Origin of the sequence: Brachybacterium sp. SW0106-09, assembly GCF_001293905.1 — a bacterium.
Taxonomy (GTDB): domain Bacteria; phylum Actinomycetota; class Actinomycetes; order Actinomycetales; family Dermabacteraceae; genus Brachybacterium; species Brachybacterium conglomeratum.
On record NZ_BCAK01000006.1, the window covers coordinates 80,542 to 97,158 of the forward strand.

Sequence of the window (16,617 nt, forward strand, 5' to 3'; positions counted from 1 at the left end):
GGACGTCCTCCGATAGCCTTCCCCCATGCGCTTCGGCCCCGCCTCAGCCCTGTCCTCCCTGACCGGCCTCACCGGCGGCGCCGCGCGAGCGCTGCGACGCACCACCCGCCGGGCGCGTCGCGGGGCGCGCCGCTCGGCGATCGCCGCCCCGCTGGACACCGGCGGCTTCCTCGGCGCCTCGCTGACCGCATGGATCTCGACCTCCCCGAGCCTGCTGCCCCGCACCTGGTGGATGTGGGCGGTGAACATCGGGCTGTCGGAGGTCTACGGCTACGCCGCCGGCGCCCTCGCCGGCCGTGCCGTGCGCCGCGCCGGCGCCGCGATCGGCCTCGAGGTGGACATCGCCCCGGACCATCGCCGCCGCGCCCGCTGGGCGGGGGCGTGCGCCCTCGTCGGCATCACCGCCTACTCGTGGGTGCGAGGGGTGATGCGGCAGCGGGAGATCAGCCATCTGGTCCACCAGGAGCCCAAGAACCTCGCCACGCACCTGGTCGGCACGGCGGCCGGGGCCGGGTTCTCCCTCGCCGCGCTCGTCGCCGCCCGGTCCACCGTCGCGACCGCGCACTTCTACCGTTCACTGCTGCGTCCCTACCTGCCGGCGCGCGTGGTCGGCGCCGCCTCGCTGCTGCTGACCGCCGCGACGGTCGCGGTGGCGGTGGACCGGCTGATCCGCGGGCGGGTGCTCGAGGGCATGATCGAGCGGGCCGACGCGGCGAACCGGCTGATCTCCCCCGACGTGCCCCGCCCCACCTCCGCGCTGCGCTCGGGCGGGCCGGGTTCGCTGGAGACCTGGCAGTCCCTCGGCGCGCCGGGCCGCAAGATCGTCTCCGCCGGCGCGGAGGCGGCCACGATCTCCCGCACCGTCGGCCGAGAGGCGGCCGAGCCGATCCGCGTGTACGCCGCGAAGTCCGGCTCCCGCACCCTCGAGGACACCGTCGACGCGGTCATCGCGGAGCTGGACCGCACCGGCGCCTGGGACCGGGAGGTGCTGGTGCTGTTCACCGGGACCGGCACCGGCTGGCTGCAGGAGTGGTCGCTGTCCGCGATCGAGTTCCTCACCGCGGGGAACTGCGCGACCGCCTCCCTCCAGTACTCCTATTTCCCGAGCCCCCTCACCTATCTCGCCGACCGCCGCTCCCCGCAGCGCGCCGGCGCGCTGCTGGTCCAGGGCGTGCGGCGCCGGATGGCACAGCTCCCGCCTGAGCGGCGTCCGCGCCTGTACGTGGCCGGCGAGTCGCTGGGCGCCTTCGGCGGCACCGCCGCGTTCCGCGACCTGCCCGAGCTGCTGCGCACGGTCGACGGGGCGGTGTGGACGGGCACCCCGAGCTTCACCCCGCTGTGGGAGCAGCTGACCTCCCGTGCCCGGCCCGGCTCCCCCGCGGTCGCGCCGATCATCGACGACGGCCGGCACGTCCGCGTGGTCACCCGTCCCCGGGACCTGGACCGCAACTACTGGGGCGGGCTGTACGTGCCGTGGGAGAGCCCGCGCGTGGTCTTCGCCCAGCATCCCTCGGACCCGGTGGTGTGGTTCGATCCGTCGCTGCTGTGGCGGGAGCCGGCCTGGCTGCAGGAACGGGTGGGGCACGACGTCACCCCGGCGATGCGCTGGTTCCCGTGGATCACCTTCTGGCAGATCGCCTCGGACATGCCGCTGTCGATCGCGGCGCCGGGCGGGCACGGGCACTCGTACCGCGAGGAGATGGTCCCGATCTGGGCGGCGGTGCTGGGCCAGGACGTGCCCGAGGAGCAGCGTCCCGCGCAGCGACGCCGGCACCGCGAGATCATCGCGGCGATCCGGGAGATCAACCCGGGAGCGTGAGCGGGAGGGGGCTCAGGGGTTCGGGCCGACGGCGACGGGCCGTTCGGGGTCCGCGCTCCACTGCGACCAGGAGCCGGGGAAGAGCCGCACCCGCGGGAAGCCCGCGGCCTCGAGCGCGAGCAGGTCGTGGGTGGCGGTGACGCCGGAGCCGCAGTACACGACCGCCTCGCCGTCCGCCGTGACGCCGGCGGCCTCGAAGCGCTCCCGCAGCTCCTCGGGGGGAAGGAAGCGCCGCTCCGGATCGAGGTTGCCGGCATAGGGCAGGTTCACGGCGCCGGGCACGTGGCCGGCGCGCGGGTCGATCGGCTCGACCTCGCCGCGATAGCGCTCGGGGGCGCGGGCGTCGATCACGACGGCCCCCTCGGAGGCGGCGAGCTGCGCGACCTCGTCGGCGCTCGCGATCCGGTCCGCGGGCCAGTCCCGCACCGGCACGTCCCCGGGCTCCGGGGTGACGGGCCCGCTCTCGAGCGGTCCGTTCCAGGCGTGCAGGCCGCCGCTGAGCACGGAGGCCTCGTGGCCGAGGGCGCGCAGCATCCACACCAGGCGGGCGGCGGGGCCGCCGTCGGTGTCGTCGTAGGCGACGATGCGGGAGTCCTCGGTGACGCCGAGACGGCGCAGGGTCGCGGCGAAGTCCGCGGGGTCGGGCAGCGGGTGACGGCCCGCCTCGGGGCGCGCCGGGGCCGCGAGCTCGGTGCCGAGGTCGACGTAGACCGCGCCGGGGAGATGCCCGGCGAGGTGGTCGTGCTCGCCCTTGCTGCCGTCGAGCGCCCAGCGCACGTCGAGCAGGACCAGGGGGCGACCCTCCTGCCCGATCTCGTCGATCAGCGCGTGCAGCGCGGCGACGTCGAGGAGCGGGGCGGAGGCCGGGCTCACGCCTTCACCTGCAGGTCCACCCGCACCAGGCGGTGGTCGGAGGTGGGGAAGGGGTGGCTGCCGGTCAGCTCGCTGCCCGGCTCGCCCTGGCGCGGCCAGTACACGGCCGAGGAGGCGATCTGCAGCTCGCGGGCGGGCAGCACGTAGTCGACGCGGAGGTTCCCCGGGGTGGGCTCGGCGAAGTCGGCGGTGTCGTACCGCGCCTCGCCGCCGTGCCCGGCGTTCGCGCCTCCCTGCGTCTCGGCCGCCTCGACGGCGCCGTCGCTGGTGGGCTTGGGGTCCTGGACGCGGGGATGGCGCAGGAGCTGCTCGATCGCGCCGGGCCAGGAGTCACCATCGACCGGGTCGGAGTTCAAGTCGCCGAGGATCACGAAGGGGGCGCTGGGATCCAGACCGCCGCGCACCCCGGCGTCGTCGACGATCCACTGCGAGCGACGGCCCGGCTGGAGGTAGTCGACCCACAGCCGGATCTCGTCGTGGTTACGGCGCTGGTTGCGCTTCTCGGGACCGTCGAAGCTCGGCGGGGTGGGGTGTGCGGCGAGGACGTGGAGGACGTCCGTGCCGATCTGCACCGGCACGTCCCAGTGCGACTTCGAGCTCAGCCGCAGCTGCGGGGAGATCTCCGGCCCGTAGAACTCGGTGGGCAGCAGGTTCTGCGGCATGTCCGCCCAGCGCAGGTTCTGGAAGGTGCGCACCTGATCGGTGAGGATCGGGTAGCGGGAGAGGACCACCATCCCGTACTGGCCGGGGAACTGGCCGAATCCCCAGGCGTCATCCGGGCCCGCGACGGCGCCGTCGCGGTTCAGGTCCAGGCCGGAGGGCACGCCCGTGTTCACGGGGGCGGTGAAGGCGTAGGGGTAGAAGGCGGGGCTCTGCCCGTTCTGCGGCACCTCGAGGTACTTCTCGCGGAAGAGGTCCACGCCGCGTCCCTCGTCGTCGTGGTCGAACTCGTTGAGCAGCAGGATGTCGGGGCTGTTGATCTGGATGACCTCGGCGACCGCCCGGATCTGGGCGTCCTTCCCGGTGGCGAGGTCCTCGAGCAGCTGCCCCTCACGGCCGCGGTTCAGGGAGGCGTTGAAGGTCGCGGCGCGCAGCGACTGGAACGGACCGCCCCGACGCGCGGGCTCCGCGGCGGTGGCGGTGGCGGCGGCGGGCAGTCCGAGCCCGGCAGCGGCAGCGGCGACGAGCGCCCGGCGACGGGAGAGGCGAGGAGTCATGACTTCCATTGTGCACGTTCCCGGGGCCGGACGACAGGCCGCTGTGGACGGCCCGGTGGCACACTGGCGGCATGAGAATCGCGTTCCTGGGCACCGGCCGCATGGGCACCGAGCTGGCTCTCCATCTGCTCCCCGACCACGAGCTCACCGTCTGGAACCGCACCGCCTCCCGCACACAGCGCCTCGCCGAGGCGGGCGCCGCAGTCGCCTCCACCGCCGACGAGGCCGTCGCGGACGCCGAGCTGGTCGTCACCTCGCTGTTCGGCCCCGACGCGGTGCGGGAGACCGTGATCGTCCCGTCCCTGATCCCGGGCGGCGTCACCTGGGTGGACACCACCACCGTCTCCCCCGCCGACGCCGAGGAGTTCGCCGCCGCCGTCCCCACGTACGTGGGCGCTCCCGTGGTCGGCACCCTGGGCCCGGCCCGCAACGGCAGCCTCGGCGTCTACGTCGGCACTCCCGACGACGCACGGCGCGAGCAGGTCCTCGACGTCGTCGCCCCCTGGGCCGACCCGGAGCGCCTGCGCGGCGTCGGCTCCGGCCGGGAGGCCGCCGTCGGGAAGCTGCTGGCGAACCTGGCCCTGGCCGTCTCCGCGCAGGGCCTGCGGGAGGCGCTCGCCTTCGGCGAGGCGACCGGCACCTCCGCGGAGGCGACCCTGGACATGCTCGGCGCCACCGGGCTCGCGTTCATCGCGGGGATGAAGGGGCCGTTCGTGCGCGGGGAGCGCTCGACCGTGGGAGGGGACTTCACTGCGGACGCCATCGCGAAGGACGCCCGGCTGATGATCGACACCGTCGACGGCGCTGCGTCCGACGGCTCGTCTCGCCCCGGCAGCGACCTGCCCGCGCTGCGCGGCGCACTGGCCTCGCTCGACGCGGAGATCGCCGCCGGCCACGGCGAGGACGACTTCTCGACGATCCTGCTGCCGGGCGCCGCTCAGACGGAGGGGTGACGGCGCTCGAACTCCGACCCGGTGGTCTTGAAGGTCCCCAGCTCGACACGGTCCTCGACGACATCGTCGATCCGTCGACCGAGCTCCCCTCGCCACACGGCATCAAGCACGGCACGGGCCGTGGCGCGGGGGTCCTCGGCGACCGGGACGGTGACGTCCTCGACTGCGGCGGCGTCGAGGATCGCGGTGAGCTCGTCGAAGCGGTCGAGGTGCCAGGTCAGCGACTCCGGTTCGAGTTCGTGGCGGCGGTGGAGGCGCGAGCGCACCAGGTCACGGGGCGCGACGAGCCGTACAACCGTCAGCGGGACGCCCACCGCCTCTTCATAGCGGGCCCGGGCCGCCCTCTTCTCCATCACTCCAGCCGCGACCAGGACCTCCGCACCGGCCTCTCGAAAGTTCTGCGCCACGGCACGTAGGTTCGCAAGCTCGATCGCGCTGTTGAAGCGGTCCCCGGGCGGCGCGGGCCAGCCCCGGCGAATCGCATCGAGGTCGATCACGGCCCCGGGGACGCCCCGGCCCTCGAGCTCGTCTCCGATCGCGTCGGCAGTCGTCGTCTTGCCCACGCCCACCGCGCCGACGAGCAGCAGCGCCCGACATCCCGGGGCCGTGCTCACCGCAGGTCCTCGAGCACGCCCGCGGCGGCCTGGCGGCCGGAGAACAGGCAGCCGCCGAGGAAGGTGCCCTCGAGCGCGTTGTGGCCGTGCACGCCGCCGCCCCCGAATCCGCTCGCCTCACCCGCCGCATAGAGCCCCGGCAGCGATGCGCCGCCGTGGCGCTGCACCCGCCCGCCGAGGTCGGTCTCGAGACCGCCGAGGGTCTTGCGCAGCAGCACGTGCAGGCGCACCGCGATCAGCGGACCCGCCGAGGGATCGAGCAGCCGGTGCGGGGAGGCGGTGCGGATCAGGCGGTCGCCGAGATAGCCGCGCGCGCCGCGCAGCGCGGTGATCTGGGCGTCCTTCGAGAAGCGGTTGCCCACCTCGGCGTCCCGGGCACGGATCGTGCGCTCGAGCGCACGGGCGTCGATCAGGTCCTCCCCCACCAGCGCGTTCATCTGGTCGACGAGCCCCTCCACGTCGCGGGCCTGGAGGAAGTCCTCGCCGCGGTCGAGGAAGGCCTGCACCGGACCGGGCGCGCCGGGCCGCACCCGTCCGAGCACCTGCTTCCAGTCCTTGCCGGTCAGGTCCGGGTTCTGCTCGCTGCCGGAGAGCGCGAACTCCTTCTCGATGATCTTCCGGGTCAGCACGAACCAGGAGTGGTCGTGGCCGGTGGTGCGCAGATGGCGCAGGGTGCCCGTGGTGTCGAAGCCGGGATAGGCGGGGGCGGGCAGGCGATGGCCGCGCGCGTCGACCCACAGCGAGGACGGTCCTGGCAGGATCCGGATCCCGTGGCCGCGCCAGACGGGGTCCCAGTTGCAGATCCCCTCGGTGTAGTGCCACATGCGGTGGCGGTGGATCCAGCGCGCTCCGGCCCGCTCGGCGGCGAGCATCCCGGCGCCGTCCACGCTCGCGGGCACCCCGTGCACGAAGTCCTCCGGCATGGTGCCGAGCTCCTCGGGCCACAGCGAGCGCACCAGCTCCTCGTTCCCGCCGATCCCGCCGGTCGCGAGCAGCACCGCCGCGGCCCGCTCCTCGAAGTCGCCGACAACCTCCCGGGTGGAGCCGGCGCCGCGCGGGGAGTCGTCGGGCGCGAGCACGCTGCCGCGCACCCCGACCACGCGCCCCTCCTCCACCAGGAGGTCCTCCACCGCGTGCCGGGTGCGCAGCGCGATCCGCCCCGCCTCGCGGTGCGCGGCGAGACGTCGGGCGAAGGGCTCGACGAGGCCCGGTCCCGTCCCCCAGGTGAGGTGGAAGCGGGGCACGGAGTTGCCGTGCCCCTCGGCGCGGCCGTCGCCCCGCTCGGCCCAGCCGACCACGGGGAAGATCCGGTGCCCCATCGCACGCAGCCACTCGCGCTTCTCCCCCGCCGCGAACTGCAGGTACGCCTCGGCCCAGCGGCGCGGCCAGTGATCATCGGAGCCGTCGGGCTCCTCGAAGGAGGCGGATCCGAGCCAGTCCTGTCGGGCGAGCTCGAGCGAGTCGCGGATCCCGAGTCGGCGCTGCTCGGGGCTGTCCACCAGGAACAGCCCGCCGAAGCTCCACCAGGCCTGCCCACCCAGGTCCTGCTCGCCCTCCCGCTCGAGCAGGAGCACACGGCGACCGGAGTCGGCGATCTCCGTCGCTGCGACGAGGCCCGAGAGCCCCGCGCCGATGACGATCACCTCGGCCGCGCCCACCTCAGTCCACCCGGATCCGGCGCACCCGCTCGAGGTGGTCGGTGCTGTTGCGACCGGCCATGCTGCGGCTCTTCTGGCGGTTGTTGGTCCCGACGCGGCGGTCGCCGGTGCGGAGGTTGCCGACGGCGACGTCGGTCTTCTTCTCGAACTCGTGCCGCTTGTCCTGGTTGCGGTAATAGCGGTAGATGCCGAGGTAGGTGCCCAGGAACACGGCCGGGCCGAGCAGGAAGGGGAAGGCGATCCCGGCGGCGCCGTCCCCGGAGTCGGCCAGCAGCATCGCGGCGGTCGGGTCCGCGGCGATCTCAGCGAGCAGCGGGTGCATGCGGGCCTCCTCGGGGGTGGTCGGTCGTGGTCGGCGTGCTCATCAGAAGAACATGTAGGCGAGGCCGGCGAGCGCGCCGACCACGGCGGCGACGGCGCCCGCGGCGCAGGAGGCGGCGAAGATCTTCGGATGGGAGACGGGCACGGAGCCCATCGTGGTGCCGGTGCGGCCGTTGACCGCGATGTAGTGGGTGAGCGCGCCCTCGCCCTTGGCGGAGTCGGCGTAGCTGTACAGCCACACCGGCACGTAGATCGACACCCAGCGCGTGCCGTGCACGGCCACGCCCTCCTCCTTCCAGCGCACCCCGCGGTCGTAGCGGGAGATGGTGGGGGCGGCCTTCGCCCGGGCGATCGCGAGGAACCGGTTCTCCACCTCGGCGTCGACGTCCCGGACGTTCAGGTCGCGCCGCTCGGAGGTGAAGCCCCTGAGGTAGTTCGAGTTGTAGGTGACCGCGTTCTCGGTGTCGTAGGGCTGGACGGCGCTCAGGATGTTGTTGGTCGCCTCCTCGTTCTCGTCCGCGTCGAACCGGCTCGCGGACTCGACGGTGAGGTCGTCGACCAGAAGGTCGAAGGCGCGCTGGACGGCGTAGACGTCCGCGTCGTAGTAGGTCTCGGTGACGTAGTTGTCCTTGCCCACGCGGCGCCGCACCGTGTACTCGCGGGTGGTGACCTCGCCGTTGCCGCGCAGCACGGCATGCATGTTCCCGTCGACCACGAGATACGGGATGTACACGCCCATCACGTTCTCGGGCACGAACTCCTGCGTGAAGCGGCCCAGCGCGAAGGTCTTGCGCTTCCCGGCGAAGGCGTCGATCCGCTCGACCGCCTCCTCTCGGGTGAGCAGGAAGGGCAGCACCGCGTCCGGCACCGCGCCGTTGGGGATCTGCGAGTTGATCGAGAGGGTCTGGCGGCACCAGTGGCAGCGGGCCTGCATCTGCTGGTCGACGTTGAGGACGATCTCCGCGCCGCAGCCCTGGCACTTCAGGGTCACGGTGGTGAGGTCCTCGCGCACGTCCGCGGTGCCGGAGGCCATGGTGTGGCCGCGCAGCTCCGCGATCGAGGAGTCGAGCCCGAAGCGCTGCTCGGCGATGTCCTCGTTCCAGCTGTAGCGGCAGTACGAGCACACCAGCGCCTTCGCGGTCAGCGAGTACTGGATCTCGGTGCTGCCGCAGCGCGGGCACTTGTTCAGCCCGTCGTCCCGGCCGGAGCTCGTGTCGATGATCCGCTCGGAGCTGTGGCCGGCGGCGGCCTCGGCGGCGCGCGCGACGGCCTCGTCCCCGAGCATCGGGGCGTCGGTGCTCGACGACGCCGCGCCTCCGGGCTGCGGGGCCCGGGGCGGCTGCGGCGGGCGCGCCCACGGCGGGCCCTGCGGATCCTGCGGAGGGGGTGAGGTCATCGAGAGAGTGCTCCGGGAGTGCGGGCGCGGCTCAGAGGCCGAGCGCGGCCTTCTTCGCCGCCTCGTAGTCCTCCTCGCTGATCAGCCCCTGCTCCAGCATCTGCTTGTACTGGGCGAGCTTCGCGACGGGGTCCTCCTGCGCGGGAGCGGCCTGCTGCTGCGGGGCCTGCTGACCCTCGGCGGGGGCCTGCTGCTGCGGGCCGCCCTGCTGGCCGGGCGGCGCCCACGGCTGGACGGGGTTGACCATCCCGCCGGCGGCGCCCATGCCCGCCCCGAACATCGCCAGTCCCGCGCCGCCGCCGTTCTCGCCCGCGGCCTGCACGCCGCGCGCCGCGGCCTGGTTCATGAAGGACTGCGAGCGGGCGCCGGAGAGCGCGTCGGCCTTCTGCACGTCGGCCAGCAGCTCGCGGGTGCGCTGGTCGTACTCGATCGAGACGATCGCGGTCTTCACGATCGCGAGGCCGCGATCGCTGGACCAGCGGTAGCCCTCCTCGACGGCGGCGGAGAGCGACTGGGCGAAGCCGACCGAGTCGCCCTGGATGCGGGAGATGCGGTTGCCCTTGTCGGGATCGTTCGTGTAGCGGGAGAACGCCTGGGCGAGGGAGCCGACGACCTCCTGGAACATCTGGTTCCCGGCCGCGTTGTCGGGGTCGGAGAAGTCGAACACGGGCGCGTTCGCGGAGATGAACGAGGCGGGCACGAAGTTGTGCACGAACAGCAGCGGATCGATGATCCGCAGCGTGTAGGAGCCGCGCGTGACCGCGCCGACCTGCGCGCCCAGATACGCGTCGTCCCAGTAGATCTCCGACTGGGTGCCGAAGCGGTTGTCGGGGATCTCCTTGAGGCTCACGTAGAAGGCGAGCTGCTGCGAGGAGGGCCGGCCGCCGTACTTGAAGCGCTCCCAGGAGGTGCCCACGGTCGAGGCGAGGAGGTCGTCGCCCGCGAAGACGGAGCGGGCGTCCGGGGAGGAGTCGTTGAACTCGTAGCCGCCGGCCTCGGTGATCAGGCCCGTCGCGCGGCCGTCGACCACGGTGATCAGGCCGTACCCCTGGGGCACGAGGATCTTCGAGCCGTTGGTGATGACGTTCTCGGAGCCGCGGGTGTTCGAGCCGCGGCCGGCGTTGGTGCCCTGCGGGACCGCCGGGAACAGCGCCGCCGTCTGCGGCAGCCCGTTCGGGACGGTGAGGAAGTCCTTCCACTGATCGGCGAGCATGCCGCCGACCGCGCCCTTGAATGCCTGGATGAATCCCATGTGAGCTCCTTCGTCGCCCCCGAAGTTGTGATCGCGGCCATGCTACCGCCCGTCCCCGGGCGCCCGCTGGGCGCCCGGCTACAGTTCCCCGCATGGACCTGCTGCAGCTGCTCGAGCGCCGACAGGTCCCCCTCTATCTCGCCGCGATCGCGGCGGGCGTCCTGCTCGGTGCCGCGGCGCCGGGCACCGCCCCGGTCTTCGCGCCCGCCGTCGAGCCGGCGATAGCCGCGCTGCTGCTGGTGACCTTCCACGCCATCCCGCTCACCCGTCTGGGCGCCGCCCTCGCGGGCCCCCGCTTCCTGCTCGCGCTGCTGGCGGTGAACCTCCTGGTGGTGCCCGTGATCGTCTGGGCCCTGACCCGCCCGCTCGTCGGCTCGCCCGATCTGCTCCTCGGCGCGCTGCTGGTGCTGCTCGCCCCGTGCATCGACTACGTCGTGGTGTTCACGGCGCTCGCCCGCGGCGCGCACGAGAAGCTCCTGGCCGCCACGCCCCTGCTGATGCTGGGGCAGATCCTCGCCCTGCCGGTGCTGGTGCCGCTGCTGGTCGGCGGCGCGGCGACGTCCGCGATCGACCCCGCCCCGTTCGCGCGGGCGCTCGTGCTGCTGGTGCTCCTGCCGCTGCTGGCCGCCGCGCTGCTGCAGCGCCTGGCCCCCCGCCTCGACCTCGCCCCGGCGATGGTGCCGCTGATGGTCCTGGTGCTGCTCGCGGTCGCCGCCTCGCAGACCCCGCGGGTGCTCGGCGCGGGCGGCGCGCTGCTCGCCCTCGTGCCCGTCTACGCGGCCTTCCTCGTGCTCGCCGCGGCGGCCGGGCTGCTGATCGCGCGCCTGCTGCGCCTGGACGCCCCCACCGCCACCGCCGTGACCTTCTCCGGCGCGACCCGCAACTCGCTCGTGGTGCTGCCGCTGGCGCTCGCGATGCCGGCCCCGCTCGCCCCGGCGGCCGTGGTCGCCCAGACCCTCGTCGAGCTGATCGGGATGGTGGTGCTGGTGCGGGTGCTGCCGCGGCTGCTCAGCCGGTGATGTCGAAGCGCGCCAGGCGCTTGCGGTCGCCGCTGTTCTGCAGGTCCAGCAGCTGGGCGTAGATCCCGCCGGAGGCGGCGAGCTCGGCGGGGGTGCCGATCTCGTCGATCCGCCCGTCCTCGAGCGTGATGATCCGGTCCACGCTCGCGATGGTCGAGAGGCGGTGGGCGATGATCAGGGAGGTGCGGCCCTCCATCAGCTCGTCCAGGCCCTTCTGCACCTGCCGCTCCGCCTTCGTGTCCAGGGCCGAGGTCGCCTCGTCGAGCACGAGCACGGGCGCGTCCTTGAGGATCGTGCGCGCCACGGCGATGCGCTGGCGCTGTCCGCCGGAGAGCTTCAGCCCCCGCTCGCCGATCACCTGCTCGTAGCCGCCGGGGAAGCGGCGCACGAAGCCGTCGGCGTTCGCGCGGCGGGCGGCGCCCGCGACCTCCTCGTCGCTCGCGCCGGGCCGGCCGTAGGCGATGTTCTCCCGCAGGGTGCCGGAGAACAGGGAGGCGTCCTGGAAGACCACGCCGATGCGGGAGCGCAGCTCGTCCAGCGGCAGCTCGGTGCTGGTGCGTCCCACCACCTCGATCTCGCCCGCGCGCGGCTCGTACAGGCCCAGCAGCAGGTTCACGATCGTGGACTTCCCGCCGCCGGACTCGCCGACCAGCGCGATCTTCTCCCCGCGGGCGACGGAGAAGTCGATCCCGTGCAGCACGTCCTCGCCGTCCTCGTAGGCGAAGGACACGTCCCGGAAGCGGACCACCGGGGCGCCGGGCACCGGCTCGATCGCCGGCGGCGGCACGTCGTCCTCGGCCCGGGCGAGCATCGCGGCGGTGCGCGGGTCGACCTCGGTCCCCATCACGCGGAAGTAGTCCTTGGACCCGGCGATGGCGCGCTGGGAGGAGTCGATCACCCAGCTCATCGACTCCACCGGGGCCTTGGCCATGCTCATCAGCTGCACCAGCAGCACCATCTCGCCGAGCGTGAAGGCACCCTGGACGGTGCGCACGAAGATGATCACGTAGATCCCGAAGAACACGAGGTTCAGCACCGCGCGGCGGATCACGTCCATGCGGTGCCAGTGGGTGGACTGGGCGCGGGTGGTGGCGTCGGTGGACCCGAAGCGGCGGCGGAAGTCCTCGAGCTCCGAGCGCTCGCGCACGAAGGACTTCACGACCCGGATCTGGCCGACGACCTCGGCGAAGCGGCCGGAGGCGATGTCGACCTGCTCGTTCTTCTCCCCCTCGAGCCGCTGCCACTTCACGGAGGTGAGCGAGGTCAGCCACACGTACAGCGGGAACACGATCAGCAGCAGCACCGTCAGCGGCCAGGCGTACCACGCGCTGATCGCGAGCACCGCGACCGTGGTGATGAGCATCGATGCGAAGGAGTTCGACATCATCTTCGCGAAGTTCGTGATCTCGGTGATCGAGCGGTTCAGCCGCGCCACGATCGTGCCGGTGATCTCCCCGTCGAACCAGCGCTGGGGCAGGTGGAGGAGCTTGTCGTAGTAGCGCACCGAGAGGATCGTGCGCATCCGGTTGCTCATCACGTCGCCGAACCAGCCGCCGATGTTCGACACGACCGTGTTGAACAGCTCCGCGACCAGCACCGCGGCCGCGATCAGCACCACGGCGCGCACCGCGGCGGAGGTGGGGGTCTGCCCGCCGACGGCCCCGGCGACCGTGTCGGTCGCGTGGCCGATCAGGAAGGGGACGGCGAGCGCTGCCGCCGCGGTGAGCACCGAGCAGACGATGATCGCGGTGTACAGCGGGGCGAGAGCACGGGTGAAGCGGACGATGCGCAGGAGGGATGCCACGTCCCACCACCTTACGGAGGCGACGCGGCGCGGTCCATGAGCCGCCTCACCCGGGCGCGACGCCCTGAGCGAACCGGCCTGCTCCCTCGTGCCTGCTCACTCGTCCTTCGGTCCGACGATCCCCAGCAGCACCCCGAGCGTGGCCCGCTCCCCCGCCCGGCGTCGACGGACGTAGCCGGTGGCGAGCGCGTAGGGCACGAGCATCACGAAGCCGACAGCGCTCAGCAGCAGGATCGCGACGACGATCGAGCCGGTCTGCGTACTGCCCTCCGCCCCGGTGCGCGCGACCAGCAGCGCGGCGGCGATGTTGCGCTGGCTGGTGAGGATCGCGGGACCGTCGGGGACGGTGAGGGTGTCCCCGGCGAGGTCGCCGGCGAAGCGGCCCGCCACGAAGGCGAGGGCGACGAGACCCGCGGCGACGAGGAGCACCGGGGAGAGCAGCAGGTCCAGCACGAGGCCGGAGTTCGCGCCGAAGCCGGAGAGGAACATCAGCACCGCCGAGACCGCGGCGACGCCGCCCGCGATCCGGGCGAAGAGATCGGCGCGTCCCGGCCAGACCGCGGCGATGACGATGCCGGCGATCATCGGGGAGAGCATCGTGCCCAGCAGCAGCTGGGCGACGGACCAGCCGTGCACCTCGACGTCCCGCAGGAGGAAGGGGACCACCAGCGGCATGAAGGCGATCGAGCCCAGCAGCAGCACCGCCATCGGCCCGGCGGTCTCGCCGTAGGGGATGCGCGCCATCGCCCCGAGCTGCAGCACGAAGGGGGCGCCGGCCGCGCACAGCGCGATGACGAACCCCTCCCCCGTGTGGTGCGGCAGCAGTCCGGCGAGCAGCCAGATGAGCAGGGTGCCGACGGCCGGGACGACGACGAAGTTCGCACCGAGCACGGCGAGGACGGTGCGTCGGTCGCGCAGCTGGTCGCGGAAGGCGCGCAGCGGGGTGCGCAGCCCCATCGAGAGCATGGAGGCGATCGCGAAGGCGGGCACGCTGATGTCGATCAGCGCGCCGAGCAGGGCCTCGATCGCATCCACCCCGGCAGACTACGCGTCACCCGTGGCAGGGGCTCAGATCCAGCCGTTGTCCGAGGCGGTCCTCACGGCCTCTGCCCGGTTCGCGACCCCCAGCTTCCCGATCGCGGCGGAGACGTGGTTGCGCACCGTCCCCTCGGAGAGGAACAGCCGCCCGGCGATCGCAGCCGTGGTGCCGCCGACGGCCGCGGCCTGCAGCACCTCGGTCTCCTTCGCGGTCAGGGGGCTCGGGCCGACGGCGAGGGACTGCGCGGCGAGCTCGGGGTCCACGACCCGCAGCCCCTGGTGGACGCGACGGATCGCGTCGACGAGCCGTTCGACGGGGGTGTCCTTGACCATGAACCCGCCGGCCCCGGCCTCCATCGTGCGCCGCAGGTAGCCGGCCCGGCCGAAGGTGGTCAGCACGATGATCCGCGGGGCGCCGTCGGCGCCCTGCAGCCGCTCGGCGACGCCGATCCCGTCGGCCGGTGCGCCGTCGGCCCCGGCGGGCATCTGCACGTCCAGCAGCAGCACGTCGGGCTCTGCCTGCCGGACCATCTCGAGCGTCCCGGCGCAGGTCGCGGCCTCCCCCACCACCTCGAGGTCGGGCTCCAGGCGCAGCAGGGCGGCGAGGCCGCCGCGGAGGATGGCCTGGTCGTCGGCGACGGCGACGCGGATCATGCCGCCCGGTCCATGGTCGCCCTCAGGGTGGTGCCGGTCTCGGAGGTCTCGACCCGGAGCCGTCCCCCGGCGAGCACGACGCGGGCCTCGAGGCCCTGCAGGCCGCTGCGGGAGGCGCCGTGGGGGATGCCGATGCCGTCGTCGGCGACGGTCACCGCATCCTCCTCGACGGTGATCCGGGCGCGCGTGGCGCGGGAGTGGCGCACGATGTTGGTGACTCCTTCGCGGATCACGTAGCCGAACAGCTCGGCGAGGTCCTCGTGCAGGGGCGGCAGGGCGGTGGGGACCTCGGCCTGGATCCCGACGGTGCCGAGCACGGTGCGGGCGGAGGCGATCTCGGTCGCGGCGCGCACGGTCTGCATGCCGGAGGCGGTGGCGCGCACGTCGGCGAGCGCCTGGCGGGTCGTGGTCTCGATGTGCTCGAGCTGGGCGCGGGCGGCCTCGGGGTCGCTCTCCAGCAGGCGCCGCGCGAGCTGGGCGGAGATCGTCAGCGAGGTCAGGGAGTGGCCGACGAGGTCGTGGAGGTCCCGACCGATCCGCTCCCGCTCCGCGGCGACGGCGAGCACGGCATTGCGGCGGTGGGCGGCCTCGAGCTGCTCCTGCAGCACCTGCTGACGGATGCCGTGCCCGATGCCCCAGGACATGATCGTGCCCATCACGGCGAAGCCCGCCGCGATCGGCTGACCGGCCACGAGCGCGATCGCCATGACGGCGAGGCTCATCAGCAGCATCGAGGGCACCGCCCACCGCCAGGGCAGCAGCAGCACATGCGTCATGGCCTGGAACATCACCATGTAGAGCACGTTCAGACCGATCACCGGGATCAGCACGAGCAGGATCCCGGTGCACAGCGCGAACCAGATCAGGCGCACCCGCCGCGGGTACAGCGCGATCCCGGTGGTGGCGGCGAACATCGCCCCGTACAGGAGCAGCAGCGCGGTGGCGAGCACCATCGTGGGCCCGGGCGCCTGGATCCAGCCGAACACGATCGGGACCAGCACGAACATCACCGGCGGGAGGGAGAAGGAGAGCCCGCCCGACTCCCGAGCGGCCCGGAGCACGCCGCGCGGGGTGAGGGGCCGGGCGGCGGCCTCCTCCCCCGGCTCGGCGGGGTCGCGGGCCCACCGCCCCCAGTCCGGGGCGTCGGGGGTGCTCATGGCGGTCATTGTGCCAGCGTCCCTCATCGCCGCTGCAGACCCACCGCCCGCGACATGCTCACCATGCACAGCGCCCCGAGCACGAGGGTCCACACCCCGATCACGACCAGGCCCGCAACCGGCAGCTCAGCCCCCTGCAGGGACCACTCCCCCAGGCTCGAGATCCAGTAGGTGGGCAGGAGCCGGCCGAGCTCCTGCATCCACTGCGGGAACATCTCCAGCGGCATCCACAGCCCGCCGAAGATCGCCATCGCCATCATCGTCACCACACCGCCGGCCATCGCGGCGGCGCCCCTCAGCACCATGCCGAGCACGAGCCCGATGAGGATCGTGGGCAGCAGGCCCAGCCACAGCACCACGAGGGTGAGCAGGAACCGGCCGGGCGAGGCCTCGACCCCGGTGGCGAGTCCCACCAGGCCGACGGCCGCGAGCGCGGGCACGATCACGGCGCTCGCGGCGATCACGGAGCCGACGAGGAAGGAGCGGGGCGAGAGCCCGGCGACGACCAGCTGGCGCAGGAAGCCGTTCCGCTGGTCCTCCTGGATCTGGGTGCCGGCGGTGACCGCGGCGCCGAGCCCGCCGTAGGCGGCCATGTTGATCATGATCAGCCCGCGCGCCTGTCCCTCGGCCTCGGCGCCGAACATCATCGAGAACAGCAGGTACATCCCCACCGGCAGCGCGATGGTGAACACCATGAAGGCGACGTTCGTGAGCGTCATGGCGGTGGTGTGGGCGGCGTAGCGCAGGGTGCGGGTCGCGGCCGAGGGCGCGGCGTCGGTGCGCGGCGCGGGGGCGGAGCTGAGGACGGTGAGGTCGGAGGGGGCGGTCATGGCTGGACTCCT

General features: G+C 73.2%; 15 protein-coding genes. 3 read left to right on the forward strand and 12 right to left on the reverse strand.

Going from position 1 to position 16,617, the window contains the following annotated elements; translation table 11 throughout:
• Window positions 1-25: 25 nt before the first annotated feature.
• The gene (locus tag Y09_RS04520) at window positions 26-1,819 is read left to right on the forward strand and encodes an alpha/beta-hydrolase family protein (protein WP_053916451.1); all 1,794 of its coding nucleotides are present in this window, start codon (window positions 26-28) and stop codon (window positions 1,817-1,819) included.
• A 12-nt stretch (window positions 1,820-1,831) separates the two neighbouring features.
• Here Y09_RS04520 and Y09_RS04525 read toward each other — a convergent pair whose 3' ends face one another.
• Complete coding sequence (locus tag Y09_RS04525; protein WP_053916452.1) at window positions 1,832-2,692, reverse strand: sulfurtransferase; 861 nt, start codon at window positions 2,690-2,692, stop codon at window positions 1,832-1,834.
• Entirely contained in the window at window positions 2,689-3,909 is a 1,221-nt protein-coding gene (locus Y09_RS04530; RefSeq protein ID WP_053916453.1) for an endonuclease/exonuclease/phosphatase family protein, read from the reverse strand. Before Y09_RS04530 ends, Y09_RS04525 begins: the two co-directional genes overlap by 4 nt.
• A 71-nt stretch (window positions 3,910-3,980) precedes the next feature.
• Here Y09_RS04530 and Y09_RS04535 point away from each other — a divergent pair, with 71 nt between their 5' ends.
• Complete coding sequence (locus Y09_RS04535; protein WP_053916454.1) at window positions 3,981-4,862, forward strand: NAD(P)-dependent oxidoreductase; 882 nt, start codon at window positions 3,981-3,983, stop codon at window positions 4,860-4,862.
• Here the strand turns inward: Y09_RS04535 and Y09_RS04540 are convergent.
• Genes Y09_RS04540 through Y09_RS04560 form a run of 5 tightly spaced genes read right to left on the reverse strand, consistent with a single transcriptional unit; the run spans window position 4,847 to window position 10,103 of the window.
• Window positions 4,847-5,476 carry an AAA family ATPase gene (locus Y09_RS04540; RefSeq protein WP_053916455.1) on the reverse strand — a complete coding sequence of 210 codons (630 nt, stop codon included), beginning with the start codon at window positions 5,474-5,476 and terminating at the stop codon, window positions 4,847-4,849. The genes Y09_RS04535 and Y09_RS04540 overlap by 16 nt on opposite strands.
• Complete coding sequence (locus Y09_RS04545; RefSeq protein ID WP_053916456.1) at window positions 5,473-7,134, reverse strand: FAD-binding dehydrogenase; 1,662 nt, start codon at window positions 7,132-7,134, stop codon at window positions 5,473-5,475. The genes Y09_RS04540 and Y09_RS04545 overlap by 4 nt, the downstream gene beginning before the upstream one ends.
• Window position 7,135: 1 nt before the next feature.
• On the reverse strand, window positions 7,136-7,456 hold the full coding sequence (locus Y09_RS04550) for a hypothetical protein (RefSeq protein ID WP_053916457.1): 321 nt from the start codon (window positions 7,454-7,456) through the stop codon (window positions 7,136-7,138).
• 42 nt (window positions 7,457-7,498) lie between these two features.
• Window positions 7,499-8,851, reverse strand: coding sequence for a TFIIB-type zinc ribbon-containing protein (locus tag Y09_RS04555; RefSeq protein ID WP_234695627.1), 1,353 nt, complete (start codon window positions 8,849-8,851; stop codon window positions 7,499-7,501).
• Window positions 8,852-8,882: 31 nt separating this feature from the next.
• Complete coding sequence (locus Y09_RS04560; protein ID WP_053916458.1) at window positions 8,883-10,103, reverse strand: SPFH domain-containing protein; 1,221 nt, start codon at window positions 10,101-10,103, stop codon at window positions 8,883-8,885.
• A gap of 92 nt (window positions 10,104-10,195) precedes the next feature.
• Between Y09_RS04560 and Y09_RS04565 the strand changes: the two genes are divergently transcribed.
• Window positions 10,196-11,122, forward strand: coding sequence for an arsenic resistance protein (locus Y09_RS04565; RefSeq protein WP_053916459.1), 927 nt, complete (start codon window positions 10,196-10,198; stop codon window positions 11,120-11,122).
• Here the strand turns inward: Y09_RS04565 and Y09_RS04570 are convergent.
• The 5 genes from Y09_RS04570 to Y09_RS04590 form a co-directional block, all read right to left on the reverse strand.
• Complete coding sequence (locus Y09_RS04570) at window positions 11,112-12,926, reverse strand: ABC transporter ATP-binding protein (protein ID WP_053916460.1); 1,815 nt, start codon at window positions 12,924-12,926, stop codon at window positions 11,112-11,114. The two genes, Y09_RS04565 and Y09_RS04570, sit on opposite strands and share 11 nt — an antisense overlap.
• A 96-nt stretch (window positions 12,927-13,022) precedes the next feature.
• A complete protein-coding gene (locus Y09_RS04575; RefSeq protein WP_053916461.1) occupies window positions 13,023-13,961 on the reverse strand; it encodes a Na+-dependent transporter in 939 nt (312 codons plus the stop codon).
• Between the two features lie 33 nt (window positions 13,962-13,994).
• On the reverse strand, window positions 13,995-14,618 hold the full coding sequence (locus tag Y09_RS04580; RefSeq protein WP_053916462.1) for a response regulator transcription factor: 624 nt from the start codon (window positions 14,616-14,618) through the stop codon (window positions 13,995-13,997).
• Entirely contained in the window at window positions 14,615-15,775 is a 1,161-nt protein-coding gene (locus tag Y09_RS04585) for a sensor histidine kinase (RefSeq protein ID WP_234695628.1), read from the reverse strand. Before Y09_RS04585 ends, Y09_RS04580 begins: the two co-directional genes overlap by 4 nt.
• 23 nt (window positions 15,776-15,798) lie before the next feature.
• Entirely contained in the window at window positions 15,799-16,605 is an 807-nt protein-coding gene (locus Y09_RS04590; RefSeq protein WP_053916464.1) for an ABC transporter permease, read from the reverse strand.
• Window positions 16,606-16,617: the final 12 nt, after the last annotated feature.

Coding starts and splice junctions, on each gene's coding strand:
- Y09_RS04520 (WP_053916451.1), top strand. CDS start 26: ATGCGCTTCGGCCCCGCCTCAGCCCTGTCCTCCCTGACCGGCCTCACC.
- Y09_RS04580 (WP_053916462.1), bottom strand. CDS start 14,618: ATGATCCGCGTCGCCGTCGCCGACGACCAGGCCATCCTCCGCGGCGGC.
- Y09_RS04590 (WP_053916464.1), bottom strand. CDS start 16,605: ATGACCGCCCCCTCCGACCTCACCGTCCTCAGCTCCGCCCCCGCGCCG.
- Y09_RS04550 (WP_053916457.1), bottom strand. CDS start 7,456: ATGCACCCGCTGCTCGCTGAGATCGCCGCGGACCCGACCGCCGCGATG.
- Y09_RS04530 (WP_053916453.1), bottom strand. CDS start 3,909: ATGACTCCTCGCCTCTCCCGTCGCCGGGCGCTCGTCGCCGCTGCCGCT.
- Y09_RS04535 (WP_053916454.1), top strand. CDS start 3,981: ATGAGAATCGCGTTCCTGGGCACCGGCCGCATGGGCACCGAGCTGGCT.
- Y09_RS04555 (WP_234695627.1), bottom strand. CDS start 8,851: ATGACCTCACCCCCTCCGCAGGATCCGCAGGGCCCGCCGTGGGCGCGC.
- Y09_RS04560 (WP_053916458.1), bottom strand. CDS start 10,103: ATGGGATTCATCCAGGCATTCAAGGGCGCGGTCGGCGGCATGCTCGCC.
- Y09_RS04585 (WP_234695628.1), bottom strand. CDS start 15,775: ATGAGCACCCCCGACGCCCCGGACTGGGGGCGGTGGGCCCGCGACCCC.
- Y09_RS04565 (WP_053916459.1), top strand. CDS start 10,196: ATGGACCTGCTGCAGCTGCTCGAGCGCCGACAGGTCCCCCTCTATCTC.